This window comes from Bradyrhizobium oligotrophicum, assembly GCF_051168495.1.
GTDB classification, from domain to species: Bacteria; Pseudomonadota; Alphaproteobacteria; order Rhizobiales; family Xanthobacteraceae; genus Bradyrhizobium; species Bradyrhizobium oligotrophicum_A.
The window spans coordinates 88,978-105,849 of the sequence record NZ_JBNPVB010000010.1 but is presented as its reverse complement, the minus strand read 5'-3'; the positions used below and the strand labels follow the sequence as shown (position 1 = coordinate 105,849).

Sequence of the window (16,872 nt, the reverse complement as noted above, 5' to 3'; positions counted from 1 at the left end):
CCGGCGGCCGCGCCGTCACGCAGTGACACCGGTGATGAACACGCCGGCGCGATCGGCCGCCGACACCGTCTCCTGCGGATCGGCCAGCAGCGTATAGGCCGCGGCGACCGCGATGCCGGCGAGGCCGGCGCCGGCGAGACCCTCGACGGTGCGCGGGCCGATGGTCGGCAGATCGTAGCGCAGGTCCTGGCCGGCCTTCGGTGCCTTCACCAGGACGCCATGCCCGGCGGCCGAGCGGATGCGGCGATCGGCGCGCAGGCGCGCCACGCGGGCCAGCAGCCCGTCCGTGCCCTCGATATCCTCGAGCGCCACGACGTGGCCGTCGATCACGACCACCGCCTGCCCGACATCGAACGGCGCCATGGCGCGCAGCACGGCAAGGCCCTTGGCGATGTCGCCGCTCACCAGATCGTTCGGGCCGCTGCGGGTCAGCCGTCCTTCCGGAACGAGCAGATTGGGTGCGACATCCTTGACGCCGATCATGTGGTAGCCGTGGCGCTCGAAGATGCGCCCGATGCCCGACAGCAAATGATCGTCGCCGCCGCGAAACGCCGACCAGATGTAGGGCAGCTCGCGCAGGGTGCCCCAGTCGAAGCGGATCTCCGACACTGCGGGGCGCACGAGATTGCCGATGAACATCAGGTCATGACAGCCCTCGGCCTTCAGCAGCTGCAAGGCATTGCCGAGCTGGCCGAGGCCGATCCAGTGATGACGGAAGCGCGCCAGCGGCTTCGGATCGCAGATGCCCTTCAGCGCAAACAGCACCGGCGTCCGGCCGCGCGCGACGATCGCGTCGGCGACCGCGAACGGCAGCACTCCGCCCGCGGCGATCAAGCCGATCGGCGGGTCGGTCGCGGCGGCCTGCGCAGCCATGGCGCTCAATGCTCGGTTGCCGGCCTGCCGATCTCGGGCAGGCACAAAGCGCGATGGCGGCCACCATCGATGAAGGCCAGGATTTCGGCGATGGCCGGATCCTCGCCGGCGAGCGGACGCACGGCGGCCATACGATCCGCGAACACGCCGGGACCGTGGAACAGCTTCTGATAGAACGCACGCACCGTGGCGAGCCGCTCGCGGGTGAACTTGCGGCGCTTCATGCCGATGACGTTGAGGCCTTCGAGCGCGGCGTACTGGCCGTTGACGAGACCGTAGGGAATGATGTCGCCGCGCACGCCGCAGACACCGCCGACCATCACGCCATGGCCGATGCGGGTGAACTGATGCACGGCGGAGAGGCCGCCGATGTAGACGGCATCGCCGACCTCGACATGACCGCCCAGCGTCGCCGAGGTCGCGAAGATCACGTTGTCGCCGACCACGCAGTCATGGGCGACATGGGCGTTGTTCATGAAGAACCCGGCATTGCCGACCTTGGTCAGGCCGCCGCCCTTGGTGGTGCCGATGTTCATCGTCACGCCTTCGCGGAAGGTGCAGCCGGAGCCGATCTCCAGCCGGTGCGGCTCGCCGCGATAGCTGAGATCCTGCGGCGCGCCGCCGAGCACGACGAACGGCGAGATGACGTTGTCGTCGCCGAGCGTCGTATGCCCCATGATCTGGACGTGGCTGATCAGCCGGCAATTCGTCCCGATGACGACGTTGGGGCCGATGATGCAGTAGGGTCCGATGACGGTGCCGTCGCCGATGACGGCGCCGTCCTCGACGCGGGCGGTGGGATCAATCTTGTTCATCTCGACGCAATCAACTTCTCTCACCGCGCGTCAGTCGGTCAGCATCGCGCCGACATCGGCTTCCGCGACCACCACGCCATCGACTTTCGCGTCGCCGTGGAACCACCACATCGTCTTGCGCCGGCCGATCGAGCGCATGTGATATTCGATCGTCTGGCCCGGCAGCACCGGCTTGCGGAACTTGCACTTGTCGATGGTGAGGAAATACACCGCTCGCGGCTTTTCCGTGCCCTCGACCGACTTGATGCCGATGACGCCCGCGGTCTGCGCCATGCCCTCGATCATCAGCACGCCCGGATACACCGGCCGCTCCGGAAAATGGCCCTGGAAGCACGGCTCGTTGAAAGAGACGTTCTTGACGCCGATGCCGCTGTAATCGGCGCGGATGTTCTTCACGCGGTCGATCAGGAGAAACGGGTTACGATGCGGCAGCGTCTTGAGAATCTCGTTGATGTCGATGTCCGCAAACCTGATGGGTGACTCCTCCATCACTCCCGTCCTTCGTCCCTGCTCGCTGCCTGATCACGTACCAGCCGTTCCACCGCAACGATCTCGCGGAACCACTGCTTGGTCGGCTTGGCGAAGAAGCCGCCCCACCGCCCGTTCGGCGGGATGTCGTCCTTGACGCCGCTCATCGCGGTCACCTGTGCGCCATCGCCGATCGTGAGGTGATTGTTGATGCCGACCTTCGCCCCGAGCGCGACGTTGTCGCCGATCGTGAGGCTTCCTGCCAGCCCGATCTGGGCCGCCAGCAGGCAATGCCGCCCGATTGTGACATTGTGGCCGATCTGGACCTGATTGTCGATTTTGGTGCCCTCGCCGATCACCGTATCGCGCAGGCTGCCGCGATCGATGGTCGTGCCGGCACCGACCTCGACATGGTTCTGGATGATCACCCGCCCGGTCTGCGGCACCTTGGTGTGACCGTCCGCTCCGAAGAAGATGAAGCCATAACCGTCCTGGCCGATGCTGCAGCCCGGATGGATCAGCACGTCGTTGCCGATCAGCGCGCATTGGATGACGGTGCGGGCGCCGACATTGCCGTCACGCCCGATCTTGACGTGCGGGCCGATCACGGCGCCGGCGCCGACGATGGTCCCCGCCCCGATCTCGACATGGGCGCCGATCACCGCCAGCGGCTCGACGATCACGCCGTCCTCCAGCCGCGCGCTGGGATCGATGATCGCCTGGGGCGAGATGCCGTCGTCACCGAGCCAGGGCTGCGGCCGCAGCGCATCGGCGTGGAATTCGCGCGCCAGCTGCACGAAAGCGCGGAACGGCTGGTTGGCCCTGATCACTGCGACATGCGCCGGCACCCGCGCCTCGAAGCGCGGGCTGACCAGACAGGCGCCGGCCTTGGTGCCGGCGAGCTGGTCGGCGTATTTGAGGTTGTCGAAGAACGCCAGATGCATCGGCCCGGCTTCATCCAGCGAAGCCAGTCCCTTGATCACCTGCTCTCCGCGTGAGGCGTCGACCAGGGTGGCCTTGGCAGCCGCCGCGATTGCCGCCAGCGTCGTAGGCGGTGGAGGTTGGAAGAAGGTCGGCTGGGCCATCCGTCGCACTCTCAGGACAAAACGTTAGAGCCCGGCTCCGGTGTCCCGGAACCGAGCTCCCATCTCTTACACCGGCATGGTTGCCCTGCGCCAACCCGGATTCGATCAATCCAGACCCGATTGGTCCAAGGCTCCGATGATCAAGCCTTAGAACGTGGTGCCGCCACCGAACCGGAACTCCTGGGTCCGGTCGAACTGGCCCTTGGTGAGCGGGATCGCGTAGTCGAAGCGCAGCGGACCGAACGGCGACGCCCACACCAGACCCACACCGACCGAGCTGCGGACCGTGTTCTGGTCGTCGAACTGCAAGCCAAGGCAGGTGCCGGCGTTGTTGGGATTGCGCGTCGGCTTGGCACAGCCGGGCTGGTTGACCTCGCCCGTGGCTGCCCACGATGTCGGTCCCTGGTAGCCCCACAGGCCGCCCGCGTCGGCATAAACCGCACCCTTCAGGCCCACTTCCTTCGGCAGGAACCAGAACGGCATCTGGAATTCGACCGAAGCGCCCCAGTACTTGGTGCCGCCCAGCGCATCCTGGGTGCCGAACGGGTTGATGTCACGCGGACCGATGCCGTTGGGGGCGAAGCCGCGAACCAGGTTCGGCCCCATCTGGAAGTGGTCCAGCATGCGCAGCTGGTTGTTGCCGATCTTGTTCAGGATGCCGCCCTGCAGATGGACGATGCTGACGATGTCCGACACCAGCGGGGTGAAGTACTTCGCATCGAACGCGGTCTTCAGGTAGGACACGTCGCCGCCGACACCCGCGAAGTCCTGCTTGAAGTCGATCAGCAGGCCGTCGGTCGGGTTCTTGTTGTTGTCGAGCGTGTTGTAGTTCAGCGTGTAGCCGAGCGCCGAGGTGAGCGTCGCGCCGTTCGCCAGCTCCTGGCGGACCGGCAGCGAGGCTTCACCATTGGCGAAACAGCCCAGGCCGCCGTTCGGATCGGCAATACCATTGGCATTGATGAACGCCGGCGTCGGGTTGAACGGCACGAAGCGGTTGCCGATCAGGGTGCCTGCGGCGACGTTGTTACAGTCGGACAGCGTCTGCGGCAGCGAAATCTCCTGGCGGTAGATCGAGTAGCGCAGCTGCAAGGACAGATCCTCGCGCAGCTGGAAGCCGAGCCGCGGGCTGAAGCCGAGCGTCTTGGTGCCGTAGGAGATGAAGTTGTTGGCGAGCTGCTGGCGCTGATAGAGGTCGAGACCCAGCGCGACCCGGTAGTCGAGCAGATAGGGCTCGACGAACGAGAGCGAGTAGCCGCGGGCGAACTGGCCGTAGGTCACCGACGCCTTGGCGAACAGGCCGCGGCCGAGGAAGTTGCGCTCGGAGATCGAGACCTCGGCCAGCGCACCGTCCGTGGTCGAATAGCCGCCGGAGATCGAGAAGTCGCCGGTCGACTTCTCCTCGAGATTGACGACCAGGATGACGCGGTCGCTCGACGAGCCCGGCTCGGTCGAGATCTTCACGTCCTTGAAGAAGTCGAGGTTCTTCAGGCGGCGCTCGGCACGGTCGACCAGCGCGCGGTTGTAGGCATCGCCCTCGGAGATGTCGAACTCACGGCGGATAACGTAGTCGCGGGTGCGGGTGTTGCCGCGGATGTTGATGCGCTCGATATAGGTGCGCGGGCCCTCGTCGACGGCGAACACCACCGACACGGTATGAGCCTCGAAGTTGCGGTCGCCGCGCGGACGGACCACCGCGAAGGCATAGCCGCGCCGCGAGGCCTCGATCTGCATCTCCTCGACCGACTTCTCGATGTTCTCGACGTTGTAGAGCGAGCCGACGCTGACGCGCGAATAACCGCGCAACGTGGTCGCATCGAGCGTCGAGATCGACGACTGGAAGTCGACCGAACCGACGCGGTACTGCTGGCCTTCCTCGATCTTGAAGGTGACGAGGAAGCCCTTGCGCTCCGGATCGTATTCGGTGAGCGCGGCCACCACCTGCACGTCGGCATAGCCGTTCTTGAGGTAGAAGCGGCGAATCAGGTCGCGATCGGCCTCGACGCGGTCGGGGTCGTAGACGTCGCCGGAGCCGAGGAAGCTCAGCAGGTTGGTCTCGTGGGTCTTGATGACGTCCTTCAGGCGGTAGGACGAAAAGGCGTTGTTGCCGACGAACTCGATCGACTTCACGCCAGTCTTCGCGCCTTCCTCGACCGTGAAGATCAGGTCGACACGGTTGTTCGGCTGCTCGATCATTTCGGGCGTGACGCGGACGTCATAACGGCCGGAGCGGCGGTAGATCTCGGCGATGCGCTGGGCATCGGACTGGACCATCGGGCGCGACAGGGTTCCGCGCGGCTTCGACTGGACCTCGGACTGGAGCTGCTCGTCCTTGACCTTCTTGTTGCCCTCGAAAGCGACACGGCCGATGACCGGGTTCTCGACCACGGTCACGATCAGCCGCCCGCCCTGACGGTTGATCTTCACGTCCGAGAACAGGCCGGTCTCGATCAGCGCCTTGAGGCCGTCATCGACGCGGCCGGCGTCCAACGTGCCGCCGGGACCCGGCTTGAAATATGAGCGGATTGTTTCCAGCTCGACACGGCGGTTGCCGACCACTTCGATCGAGTTGACCGTTTGAGCAGCAGCTGGCGACGAAACGACCACGCTCGCCAGCGGCAAAACCGCCGAGCCGGCGAACATGATAAAGGCGGCCGCCAAGCCCCCCCGCACCCGCAATCCGAAGTTCATGCGCTACGCGCCCTTATTCCGACGCCGGTTCCGGTACCCCTACCGAAACCGACAGATTCCCATTTGTCGATCGCTTGTAGCCAATTTGGTCACGGCGGCAAACGCTGGATGTCTCCCAATTTTCAAATTCGTTTCAAAACGTTGCCCAACGGCCACGTCGTTAAAATGCCGCGTTCAGGACCCCGCGAGGTGCAGGATGTCATTATACGTCGCAAAGACCATCAGCATCAGGACGAGACCCAGGCCGATTCGGAACCCCATCTCCTGGGCCCGTTCGGACAACGGCCGGCCGCGGACCGCCTCGAATCCGTAGAACAGCAGGTGCCCGCCATCGAGCAGCGGAACCGGAAACAGGTTCAAAAGCCCGATCGAGACCGAAATCATTGCACACCAATTGACCAGAACCTGGAACCCCAGGCTCGCCGCCTGGCCCGAAAGTTGGGCAATGCGAATCGGTCCGCCGAGATCTCCGGCGCTGCCGCTGCCGGCGAACAGCGAGGCGATGAACTTGAAGGTCGTGGCGATGATGAACCAGACCTGCTCGAAGCCGAACTTGATCGATTCGAGGAACCCGACCGGGATGGCCCGCGATTCGTCCGGCTTGGCGTTGTATTGGATGCCGAGAACGCCGATGCGGTGGCTGTTGCCGAATGGGTCCTTGACCTCCTTGAGCGCCGGCGTCGCCTTGAGCGTCAGTTCCGCGCCATCGCGCTTGATCAGGAAGGACAGTTCCGAGCCGGCATTGACCGACACCACCCGCTGCATGTCGGCGAAGGTCTCGATCGTCCGGCCGTCGATCGCGGCAATGACGTCGCCGGTCTTGAAGCCGGCGGCGGCCGCGACGCTGTCCGGCTGCACCGCATCGACCCGCGGGGTCGTGTTCGGCTTGCCGTAATACAGCGCCATGCCGGCGAAGATGACGACGGCGAGGATGAAATTGGCGATCGGGCCGGCGGCGACGATCGCCGCGCGCTGTCCGACGGTCTTGTGATGGAAGCTGTCGGCGCGCTCCTCGGCCGTCATCTTGGCCAGCGCCTCGGTCGAGGGGGTCGAGGCCTCGGATTCGTCGCCGAAGAACTTCACATAGCCGCCGAGCGGAATGGCGGAGATCTTCCAGCGGGTGTTGTGCCGGTCATTGAAACCGATCAGTTCCGGACCAAATCCGAGCGAAAACGTTAACACCTTCACGCCGGCCCAGCGCGCGATCAGGAAATGGCCGAGCTCGTGGAAGAACACCACGATCGTCAGCACGAACAGGAAGGGGATGATGGTGCCGAGCAGGCCGTTGCTCAACGTATTGAAAATATGGTGGAAAAATTCGGTCATCCGATTACCTTCCCGCGGGCCGGAGGCCCGTCCGACCCACTAAGATGCTTTTGCGGCGATTTGAGGCAAGAGGCCCGCGGCGCTTTTTCGTGCCTCATGGTCAATGGCGATCGCGTCGTCCGCCGAACTGAGCGGTGCCAGATTACCTGATCGCGTCCATTGCTCGAGAGTCGCTTCGACCAGACGGGCAATCGCACCGAAGCGGATCTGCCCGGCGATGAAGGCCGCCACCGCGACCTCGTTGGCGGCGTTGAACACCGTTGTCGCGCCGCGTCCGGTGCGCAGCGACTCATAGGCGAGCCGCAAACCCGGGAAGCGCTCGAAATCCGGCGCCTCGAACGTCAGGGTGCCGATCTTGGCCAGATCGAGCCGCGCGGACGGACCCTTGATGCGGTCGGGCCAGCCGAGGCAATGCGCGATCGGGATCCGCATGTCCGGGGCGCCGAGCTGGGCCACCACCGAGCGGTCGGAGAATTCGACCATGCCATGGACGATCGACTGCGGATGCACCAGCACGTCGATCTCGTCGGGCGCCAGCGCGAACAGATACGACGCCTCGATCACCTCGAGGCCCTTGTTCATCATCGAGGCCGAATCGATCGTGATCTTCTGGCCCATGCTCCAGTTCGGGTGCTTCAGCGCCTGCGCCAAGGTCGCCTGCTCGATATCGGCGGGCGCCCAGGTGCGGAACGGACCGCCCGAGGCGGTGATGATGACGCGGACCAGCTCCTCGCGATTGCCCGACGACAGCGCCTGGAACAGCGCGTTGTGCTCGGAATCGGCCGGCAGGATGCAGGCGCCGGCCTGCGCCGCCCGCTGCATGAAGAAATCACCGGCACAGACCAGGCATTCCTTGTTGGCGAGCGCCACCGTGGCGCCGCGATCGACCGCGGCCAGCGCCGGCTTCAGCCCGGCGGCGCCGGACACCGCGGCCATGACCCAGTCGGCGGGACGGGCGGCGGCCTCGATGATGGCGCTCTCCCCGCCCCCGCATGCGATCCCGGTGCCGGCCAGCGCATCGCGCAGCTCCTGCAGCCTCGCAGGATCGGCGACCGCCACGAAGCGCGGATTGAACTCCCGCGCCAGCTTCACCAGACCATCGACGTTGCTGTTTCCGGTCAGCGCCTCGACCCGGTAGCGCTCGGGCGCGCCGCGCAACAGGTCCATGGTCGAATCGCCGATCGAGCCGGTCGCGCCGAGCACGGTGATGCTGCGCACCTCCGCGAGACCTGCCTTGTTGTTCCGCAATGGCACTGCGCTCATGTTTTCACCAAAATCTCGACCAGTCAGAAGGGCCGGTCACCAAACCAGAAGTCCGCGGCCGACACCATCGAGGCCGCCCCGCAGCAAACCGACGAGCGCGGCAAACACGATCGCCGCGACATAGCCGTCCAGGCGGTCCAGTAGGCCGCCATGGCCGGGAATGATGTGACTTGAGTCCTTGACGCCAAACCGCCGCTTGACCGCGGACTCGGCGAGGTCGCCGAGCTGGGACACGATCGACAACAGCGCCGCCAGCATCAGCATCCCCCCCAGCCCACCGGCACCGGCGAGCGACCAGGCTGCGGCGGCGGCGAGGCTCGCAGCGAAGCCGCCGATCGCACCCGCCCAGGTCTTGTTCGGGCTGATCCGCGGCGCCAGTTTCGGCCCGCCGATGCCGCGCCCCGCGACATAGCCGCCGATGTCGCTCGCCCAGACCACCAGGAACACCAGCACCAGCGCGTGCCATCCCTCGGAGACATCCAAGCGCACCAGCACCGAGGCGAGCTCGGCCGCCGCAGCATAGACGAAGCCGGCGGCGACCCAGGTGCGGCGGCCTGCCGCAAGGACCGTGACCAGCACGAGCCCGACGGCGAGCACGACCATTGCAAAATCGATCAGGCCGAACGCACAGCAAATCCCCGCCATCGCGATGGCGAGCGCGCCGGCCGTGCCGACGCGCGCCGTTCGGAGCTCGCCGACCACCATCAGCCATTCGAGATGCAGGCCGACCGCAACGACCGTGACCAGCGCGGTCCAGAACGGGCCGCCGGCACGGGCCGCGCCCAGCGCCAGCGGCACCAGCACCAGCGCAGCCGCAACCCGCATCACGAGATTGCTGGGCGCGGACTTTTTCGGCTGCGCATCGGGACTGCGCTGAGCGGCCTCGTTGCGCGAGGCGGCGTCTCCGGCGGCTGCGGTGTCGGGTTTGCTCACGAGGCGGTTTTCGCCACGAGGCCGCCGAAACGGCGTTCACGCCGGCCGAATTCGGCAATCGCGCCTTCGAGCGCGGCCTTGTCGAAATCGGGCCAATGGATCGGGACGAACACCAATTCGCTATAGGCGGCCTGCCACATCAGGAAGTTCGACAGCCGCTGCTCGCCGCTGGTGCGGATGATCAGGTCGGGATCGGGAATGTCGGGCGCGTCGAGACGAGCGCCGATCGCGTCGGCATCGATCGAGGCGGGATCGCGCCGCCCCTCGGCGACCTCGCGTGCCAGCCGCTGGGCGGCGCGCGCGATCTCCTGGCGCGAGCCGTAATTGAAGGCGACCACCAGCGTCAGCTTGGTATTGCCCCGGGTCAGGTCCTCGGCCTCGCCGAGCAGCGCGCAGATGTCTGGCTCGAGCCCGTCGCGCTCACCGATCACCCGGACGCGCACGCCGTCGCGATGCAGGCTGGCGAGATCGTTGCGGATGAAGCGGCGCAGCAGGCCGAACAGGTCGCCGATCTCGCTCGCCGGACGCGACCAGTTCTCGGACGAGAATGAGAAGATGGTGAGATAGCGGATGCCGAGTTCATGCGAAGCGCGCACCACGCGGCGCAACGCCTCGACGCCACGGCGGTGTCCTTCCGCGCGCGGCAGCCCGCGCGCCGCAGCCCAGCGGCCATTGCCATCCATGATGATGGCAACATGGGCCGGTCCATCGGACCGGTCCGGCGCCTCCGTCACCGGGGCCGCGGCATTGGACATCCAGCGCATCCTTCAGACGGTCAGGATTTCCTTTTCCTTCGCCGCCAGCATCTGATCGATCTCCGAGATCACGCTGTCGGTCGCCTTCTGCACGTCGGCCGCGAAGCGCTCCTGATCATCCTCGGAAATCTCGTGGTTCTTTTCGAGCTTCTTGACGACGTCGAGACCGTCACGGCGAACGTGGCGCACGGCGACACGGGCAGCTTCGGCATATTTGTGCGCGACCTTGACCAGTTCCTTGCGCCGCTCCTGGTTGAGCTCGGGAATGCGCAGCCGGATCACCTGCCCCTCGGTCGCCGGCGACAGGCCGAGATTGGAATCGACGATCGCCTTTTCGACCGCCTTGACCATCGACTTGTCCCACACCTGCACCGACAGCAGCCGCGGCTCCGGCACCGACACGGTCGCGAGCTGGTTCAGCGGCATGTGCGAGCCATAGGCCTCGACCTGGACCGGCTCCACCATGGACGCCGAGGCACGGCCGGTGCGCAGACCGCTGAGTTCGTGCTTCAGCGCCTGGGTCGCGCCCTGCATGCGGCGCTTCAATTCGTTGAGGTCGAACTTGTCCGTGGACATCAAGCTTTCCTTTCTGCAACGACCGGGGCTCTGCGGCCGGTCCTGCCGGGCCTCCTTGAAGGCCGGCGACCAATCTCGAACGACTTCCGGACGAATTCCTATGTCGAATACGCTTCTACCGCAGGCGCGCGACCGGTCCAACACCGGCCGCCGAGACTCACCCCGCGACGATGGTGCCGCACCCTGCGCCCTGCAGCATCGCGCCGATGGAGGCGGGTTCGGCAATCGAGAAAACAATGATAGGCAGCGACGTTTCGCGGGCAAGTGCGAATGCGGTGGCGTCCATGACCTTGTAGCCGCCTTCGATGGCCTGGGAATGGGTCAGCCGGTCGAAGCGCTTCGCGGTCGGATCCTTCTTGGGATCGGCGCTGTAGACGCCATCGACATTGGTGGCCTTCAGCACCGCCTGGGCGCCGATCTCGGCCGCCCGCAAGACCGCCGTGGTATCTGTCGTGAAATAGGGATTGCCGGTGCCGCCCCCGAGCACGACGATGCGTCCCTCGGCCAGCGCCTTGTGCGCCGCAGCGCGCGTGAACAGCTCGCACACCTGCGGCATGACGAAGGCGGACAGCGCCAGCGCCGGCTTGCCCTTACGCTGGATTGCGGCTTCCAGCGCAAGGCAGTTCATGACGGTCGCAAGCATGCCCATGGTGTCACCGGTCGCACGCGACACCCCCTGCGAGGACACCTCGACGCCACGCACCATGTTGCCGCCTCCGACAACGACGGCGATCTCGACGCCGAGTTTTTGCGCTGCAATGAGGTCGTCGGCGATGCGATCGACGGTCGGCTGGTCGATGCCGAAGGAATGAGGGCCAGCGAGATACTCGCCGGACAGCTTGACCACGACGCGACGATAGACCGGCTCAGCCATGTGCCAATGCTCTCCTGTCCCGCGCGTTGAGATCCGGCGCAGACATGCGCCGGATCATGACTGAACTCAGTCGTTGACGCCGTGCGTCATTTCTTGCCGCTGGCGGCAGCGACTTCGGCAGCGAAGTCGCTCTCTTCCTTCTCGATGCCCTCACCGAGGGCATAGCGAACGAAACCGGCGACCTTGATCGGACCGCCGACCTTGCCTTCGGCCTCCTTCAGCGCCTGCGCGACCGACTTGCCGCTGTCGTGGATGAAGGCCTGCTCGAGCAGGGTGACTTCCTTGTAGTAGGTCTTCAGGCCGGACTCGACGATCTTCTCGATCACGTTTTCCGGCTTACCCTGCTGACGGTACTTGTCGGCGAGCACGTCCTTCTCCCGCTTGACGAGTTCCGGGTCGAGACCGGAGGCATCGATCGCCTGCGGGTTGGCCGCGGCGACATGCATCGCGAGCTGACGGCCGAGGGCTGCGAGCTCGTCGGTCTTGCCCGGCGACTCCAGCGCCACGATCACGCCGAGCTTGCCGGCGCCCTCGATGACGGCGCCATGCACGTAGCTCGACACGACGCCCTCGCTCACTTCGAGCCCGGCCGCGCGGCGCAGCGTCTGGTTCTCGCCGATGGTCGCGATCGAATCGGCAATCGCGGCCTCGACCGTGATGCTGCCGACCTTGGCCGCCTTGATCTTCTCGACGTCGGCGCCGACGTCGAGTGCGACCTGGGCGATCATCTTGACCAGGCCCTGGAAGTGCTCGTTGCGCGCGACGAAGTCGGTCTCGGAGTTGACCTCGACGACCACGCCCTTCTTGCCCGAGGTCAGCGCGCCGATCAGGCCCTCGGCCGCGACGCGGCCGGCCTTCTTGGCGGCCTTCGACAGGCCCTTCTTGCGCAGCCAATCCTGCGCGGCCTGCATGTCGCCGCCCGCCTCGGTGAGCGCGGCCTTGCAATCCATCATGCCCGCGCCGGTCGACTCGCGCAGATCCTTCACCATCGCTGCGGTGATATTTGCCATCGTTGAACGTCCTTTTGCCTGTCCAAAGCGCGACGCAGCGGAAGGCCCATCGCCATCCGCTGCCAGGAAATACCTCGATCAGTCGCGATGGCCGGCGCCGTGCGCCGGCCAGAGTGGTGGTGCGTCGTGTTACGCGTCGGCGAGCGACTTGGCCTGCGCGACCCAGGCATCCGCCCGGCTCGGAAGACCGACTTCTTCGCCGATCTGGTGCGCGGTGTCGTGGGTGAGCTCGGCGAGCTGCCAGAAGTGGAAGATGCCGAGATCGTTGAGCTTCTTCTCGATCGCGCCGGACACTCCGGTGAGCTTCTTGAGGTCGTCGGCGGTGCCGCGCGGACCAGGCAGACCCTGGAACGTCGAGGCGGCCGCAGCCGGAAGCTCTTCCTCCAGCGGGGCAGCAGAAGCGCCGACGTCGATGCCGAGTTCGCCCTGGGCGCGCGAGATGCCGTCGATGGCGGCGCGTGCGATCAGGTCGCAATACAGCGTGATGGCGCGGCCTGCGTCGTCATTGCCCGGCACCACATAAGTGATGCCCTTCGGATCGCAATTGGTGTCGACGATCGCGGCGACCGGGATGTTGAGGCGCTGGGCCTCCTGGATCGCGATGTCTTCCTTGTTGGTGTCGATCACGAAGATCATGTCGGGCAGACCGCCCATGTCCTTGATGCCGCCGAGCGAACGGTCGAGCTTGTCGCGCTCGCGCTGCAGGGTCAGCCGCTCCTTCTTGGTGTAGGAGTTGGCTTCGCCCGACGACAGCACCTCGTCGAGGTGGCGCAGGCGCTTGATCGAGGCCGAGATCGTCTTCCAGTTGGTCAGCGTGCCGCCGAGCCAGCGCGAATTGACGAAATATTGCGCGCAGCGCTTGGCCGCGTCGGCGACGTTGTCCTGGGCCTGGCGCTTGGTGCCGACGAACAGGATGCGGCCGCCCTTGGCGACGGTATCGCTCACGGCCTGCAGCGCCGTGTGCAGCAGCGGCACGGTCTGGGCGAGGTCGATGATGTGGATGTTGTTGCGGCTTCCGAAAATGAAATCGGCCATTTTCGGATTCCAGCGGTGAGACTGGTGACCAAAGTGCACGCCAGCTTCGAGCAGCTGGCGCATCGTGAATTCAGGCAGCGCCATTGGATATTCTCCGGTTGTTCCTCCGGAAACGCGTGAGCAAAAACGGGCCGTTACGGCCCGGCTTGCCACCGGACGCCCTCTAGGAGAGCCAAGTTTCCGTGTGAGATGGCGCGGTATATAGCCGGATTTTGGCGCAACGCAAGGAAAATGGGCCTATTCGGCCTGCAGCAGCTCGGTCATGGCCGTCCTGGCCTGGCTTTCCTGCAGCGGCACCAGGTCGACGGGCCCCTTGTTGTCGGCTCCCGACGAAGCCGCCGCCATGACGCCCATCCCGACGAGGCCGAACATGATGGCACCACCCTGCATGGCCCTCGATCGTTCGCTGGGCTTGATCGAGAAGAAATACGTCCGTCCAGGCTCGGTATTGAAGTCGAGGACGGTTTCGCCCGGGAACAGCGTTTGGGTCGCGGTGAGGTGGTGCGGTCCGGCCGGCCGGTCGACATAGGCATACGTTCCCGGCATCAGGCGGTTCAGCGCGATGCCGTCGACCTTGGCGTCGCAATTGGTGCGGTCCAACCAGGAATCTTTCAGGCTCATGATGATGATGCGGGAATGACCCGGCCGCGGCGCTCCGATCTTCTGGGATACGACCGCATATTCGGTGCCCTCTTTTCCCGTAAGGCATCCTGATACCAATAGTGCCGCACCCAGTCCCAGCAGCGCCCGCCTGTTCATGTCCCAACTCCCCGTAAAAACCCGGAGCAAGGCTAGGACGGAACCTCGGGAACTTGCAATCGCCGGGGAAGAAGAGAGTGGAACTGTGCTCAACGCCCCACAGCAGCGGGCTTCATCTCGGCGCGATCGGCGTCGAGCTTTGCCTTGAGATCAGCGATTCCGTCGAAGAACGCCTGCCCGTCGCGCAGCGGGACCAGGCGCAAAGATGGCGGCATCAGCACGTGGCTGACATTGGGACGGCCGGAATTCGCAAACGCCTCCGAGCGCTGTACAGTCTGAACCGCGATCGCGACGACGAGCAGCAGACCGACCACCACGCCCTTGGCGAGTAAGTGCGTGCGTCCGACCTCGCGCAGATGCAGGAAGCAAATCGCCGCCAGAACGATCCACGAGACGACGTAGCCATACGTGAAGACGGTCGTCCACGTCAGGGCGAACGAGGCGATCTGCGCAAACTCGCTGTAGATCCAGAACCCGACCAGCCCCGCCTGTGCGATCAGGAGATGGCGCAGGAAATGCGACCGACCCGAGAACAAACGTGCCAGCAGCGCCCACACGCCGACCCATGCCAGCACCACCCCGGCCATCGTGAGCGTTGGCACGAGATAGTCGGACAGATGCGCCTCGGTCGTCTGCGCGAACCAGACCATGATCGTGCTGATGGCCAGCAGCACGCCACCGAGCGCAATCGCGGCGACGATCGGCAGCGCGCTGCGTTCCGATCCCACGAGCAGCTCCGGCTCGACGGCATGGCCGGGGTCGCGGACGCGAAGCAGCGTCTGCCCGATCCGGATCGGCTCGAGGCCGTCGAGGACGAGTTGCGGCTTCCGGCTCTTGCTGCGGTCGAGATAGAGGCCGTTGGCGCTGCCGAGATCCTCGGCGACGAGGCGTCCCTCGCCGTCACGGAAGATGCGAACGTGGCGCGCCGCGACGAAGGGATCATCGAGGATGACGTGATTGTCGTAGCCGCGGCCGATGGTGATCTCGGCCGCATCGACGCGGAAACGGCCGGCGACGTCGCGATGCCTGGAAAGAATCTCGATCCAGATCATCGGGCGACCTGGAGCCGTTCGAGAAAGCTCTTGCCGAGCCGGAGCGCGTCGTCATAGGCGATCGCCTGCAGATTGAGCCGCGACACCAGCGCTTCGTCGGCGTGGTCCTGCGTCACCGCGACCAGCGCGACGTCATAGAGTCCGTCGAACTCGCGATAGCCCTGCGCGCACCACATCACCCGCAACGGCGGATGATCCGCCGCCGGCGTGACGCCGACGAAATCCTCGTGGCAGTGCTGCGGCGTGTACCATTTGCGGAACGAGCCGCCCATGGTGAGCCGCGGCTGCGCGAGCTGCGTCAGTACGGTCGCGAACTGGAACGAGTTGAGGTCGATCGACTTCGCGTAGGAGTGATTGACCTCGACCGTGCCGGTGTTGAGATCGGAGGCGACATACACGCTCGCCTCGGCCTTGCAGCTGGTCGAGTTGATGCTGGCGCGCGGCTTCGGCGAGGCGCTGGCGTTGGTGCTGGCCCAGCATTCGAACCACGCCGCGCGCGTTTCCGGCGCCTGATAGGACCCGAACACGCGGTCGCGGAAACCCGTATCGACCAGGGATGTGTAGAGAGCACCGCGCCAGCTCGTGAGCTGCGCGATCACGTCCTTGCGCAGATCGGCCGCGGCCGGCCTGGCATCCTGGCCGCGCGCCAGCAGGGCGGCGGCGAACCGCGCCGGCACCAGGAAGCTGATGAGCTGGCCGCCGCGGCGCGTGGCGACGTTGACGCCGACCACCTGCCCTTGGCCATTGACGGCGGGACCGCCGCTCATGCCGGGATTGAGCGCACCGGTGAAATGGATGTGATCGTTGTAGCTGTGCTCGACGAGGCCGTTATAGGTGCCCTCGATGATCGTGAAGCCGAGGTCGAGCGGGTTGCCGAGCGAATACAGCCGCTCACCCTTCGGCAGGCTGCCGTCGAGCGCGGCCTTGTCGAATGAGAAGAACGGCGCGTTCTGCTTGTCGACGCGAACCAGCGCGAGATCGTTGGGCAGGTCGACCGCGAGCAGCGTCACGCTCCCCTGCGTGCCGTCGGCCCCGGTATATTCCAGCCGGTACGTCTTCGGCTCCAGCGCGGCATCCGAGACGACGTGATAGTTGGTGACCGCAAGCCCGTCGGCGGAGACCAGAAAGCCGGAGCCGGTCGAGGTCTGGCGGCCGGCATCGGCGACGAGGGTGCGGATCTGCAGCAGGCGCGGCGGTGCCGACGCGTACACGGTCTCTGCCCCAACCAGCGCCTGCGCATCCGCCGGCGGCGAGAACGCCGTCGGGACGGCGCAGCACAAGGCGGCGAGGATTGCACGTCGCAAACACAGCGCGCGCACGCGAGCTACCAACGCTGATATCACCGAGGCCCCCGCAAAAC

General features: G+C 65.7%; 16 protein-coding genes. All 16 read right to left on the bottom strand.

What is annotated here, in order from left to right; all coding sequences use genetic code 11:
* Positions 1 to 15: 15 nt before the first annotated feature.
* The gene (locus ACQR1B_RS19825; protein WP_434833295.1) at positions 16 to 873 is read right to left on the bottom strand and encodes an LpxI family protein; all 858 of its coding nucleotides are present in this window, start codon (positions 871 to 873) and stop codon (positions 16 to 18) included.
* A 5-nt stretch (positions 874 to 878) separates the two neighbouring features.
* Entirely contained in the window at positions 879 to 1,688 is an 810-nt protein-coding gene (gene lpxA / locus ACQR1B_RS19820) for an acyl-ACP--UDP-N-acetylglucosamine O-acyltransferase (RefSeq protein WP_434833296.1), read from the bottom strand.
* A gap of 30 nt (positions 1,689 to 1,718) precedes the next feature.
* A complete protein-coding gene (gene fabZ / locus ACQR1B_RS19815) occupies positions 1,719 to 2,177 on the bottom strand; it encodes a 3-hydroxyacyl-ACP dehydratase FabZ (RefSeq protein WP_172109555.1) in 459 nt (152 codons plus the stop codon).
* Positions 2,177 to 3,241, bottom strand: coding sequence for a UDP-3-O-(3-hydroxymyristoyl)glucosamine N-acyltransferase (lpxD, locus tag ACQR1B_RS19810; protein WP_434833297.1), 1,065 nt, complete (start codon positions 3,239 to 3,241; stop codon positions 2,177 to 2,179). Before lpxD ends, fabZ begins: the two co-directional genes overlap by 1 nt.
* A 147-nt stretch (positions 3,242 to 3,388) precedes the next feature.
* The gene (gene bamA / locus ACQR1B_RS19805; RefSeq protein WP_434833298.1) at positions 3,389 to 5,929 is read right to left on the bottom strand and encodes an outer membrane protein assembly factor BamA; all 2,541 of its coding nucleotides are present in this window, start codon (positions 5,927 to 5,929) and stop codon (positions 3,389 to 3,391) included.
* Between the two features lie 174 nt (positions 5,930 to 6,103).
* On the bottom strand, positions 6,104 to 7,255 hold the full coding sequence (gene rseP / locus ACQR1B_RS19800) for an RIP metalloprotease RseP (RefSeq protein ID WP_434833299.1): 1,152 nt from the start codon (positions 7,253 to 7,255) through the stop codon (positions 6,104 to 6,106).
* 39 nt (positions 7,256 to 7,294) lie between these two features.
* Complete coding sequence (dxr, locus tag ACQR1B_RS19795) at positions 7,295 to 8,518, bottom strand: 1-deoxy-D-xylulose-5-phosphate reductoisomerase (protein ID WP_434833300.1); 1,224 nt, start codon at positions 8,516 to 8,518, stop codon at positions 7,295 to 7,297.
* A gap of 36 nt (positions 8,519 to 8,554) precedes the next feature.
* Positions 8,555 to 9,451 carry a phosphatidate cytidylyltransferase gene (locus tag ACQR1B_RS19790; RefSeq protein ID WP_434833301.1) on the bottom strand — a complete coding sequence of 299 codons (897 nt, stop codon included), beginning with the start codon at positions 9,449 to 9,451 and terminating at the stop codon, positions 8,555 to 8,557.
* The gene (locus ACQR1B_RS19785; RefSeq protein ID WP_434833302.1) at positions 9,448 to 10,206 is read right to left on the bottom strand and encodes an isoprenyl transferase; all 759 of its coding nucleotides are present in this window, start codon (positions 10,204 to 10,206) and stop codon (positions 9,448 to 9,450) included. The genes ACQR1B_RS19790 and ACQR1B_RS19785 overlap by 4 nt, the downstream gene beginning before the upstream one ends.
* Before the next feature lie 12 nt (positions 10,207 to 10,218).
* The gene (frr, locus tag ACQR1B_RS19780) at positions 10,219 to 10,782 is read right to left on the bottom strand and encodes a ribosome recycling factor (RefSeq protein WP_434833303.1); all 564 of its coding nucleotides are present in this window, start codon (positions 10,780 to 10,782) and stop codon (positions 10,219 to 10,221) included.
* Positions 10,783 to 10,939: 157 nt separating this feature from the next.
* On the bottom strand, positions 10,940 to 11,656 hold the full coding sequence (gene pyrH / locus ACQR1B_RS19775; protein ID WP_434833304.1) for a UMP kinase: 717 nt from the start codon (positions 11,654 to 11,656) through the stop codon (positions 10,940 to 10,942).
* An 86-nt stretch (positions 11,657 to 11,742) separates the two neighbouring features.
* Positions 11,743 to 12,666 carry a translation elongation factor Ts gene (gene tsf / locus ACQR1B_RS19770; protein ID WP_434833305.1) on the bottom strand — a complete coding sequence of 308 codons (924 nt, stop codon included), beginning with the start codon at positions 12,664 to 12,666 and terminating at the stop codon, positions 11,743 to 11,745.
* 129 nt (positions 12,667 to 12,795) lie between these two features.
* Positions 12,796 to 13,785: a 30S ribosomal protein S2 gene (locus ACQR1B_RS19765; RefSeq protein WP_434833306.1), complete on the bottom strand. Its 990-nt coding sequence runs from the start codon at positions 13,783 to 13,785 to the stop codon at positions 12,796 to 12,798.
* A 153-nt stretch (positions 13,786 to 13,938) separates the two neighbouring features.
* Entirely contained in the window at positions 13,939 to 14,460 is a 522-nt protein-coding gene (locus ACQR1B_RS19760; RefSeq protein WP_434833307.1) for a hypothetical protein, read from the bottom strand.
* Between the two features lie 89 nt (positions 14,461 to 14,549).
* Positions 14,550 to 15,512, bottom strand: a complete 963-nt coding sequence (locus ACQR1B_RS19755) for an FHA domain-containing protein (RefSeq protein WP_434833308.1) — start codon at positions 15,510 to 15,512, stop codon at positions 14,550 to 14,552.
* Positions 15,509 to 16,855 carry a S1C family serine protease gene (locus tag ACQR1B_RS19750; protein WP_434833309.1) on the bottom strand — a complete coding sequence of 449 codons (1,347 nt, stop codon included), beginning with the start codon at positions 16,853 to 16,855 and terminating at the stop codon, positions 15,509 to 15,511. The genes ACQR1B_RS19755 and ACQR1B_RS19750 overlap by 4 nt, the downstream gene beginning before the upstream one ends.
* Between the last annotated feature and the right edge of the window lie 17 nt (positions 16,856 to 16,872).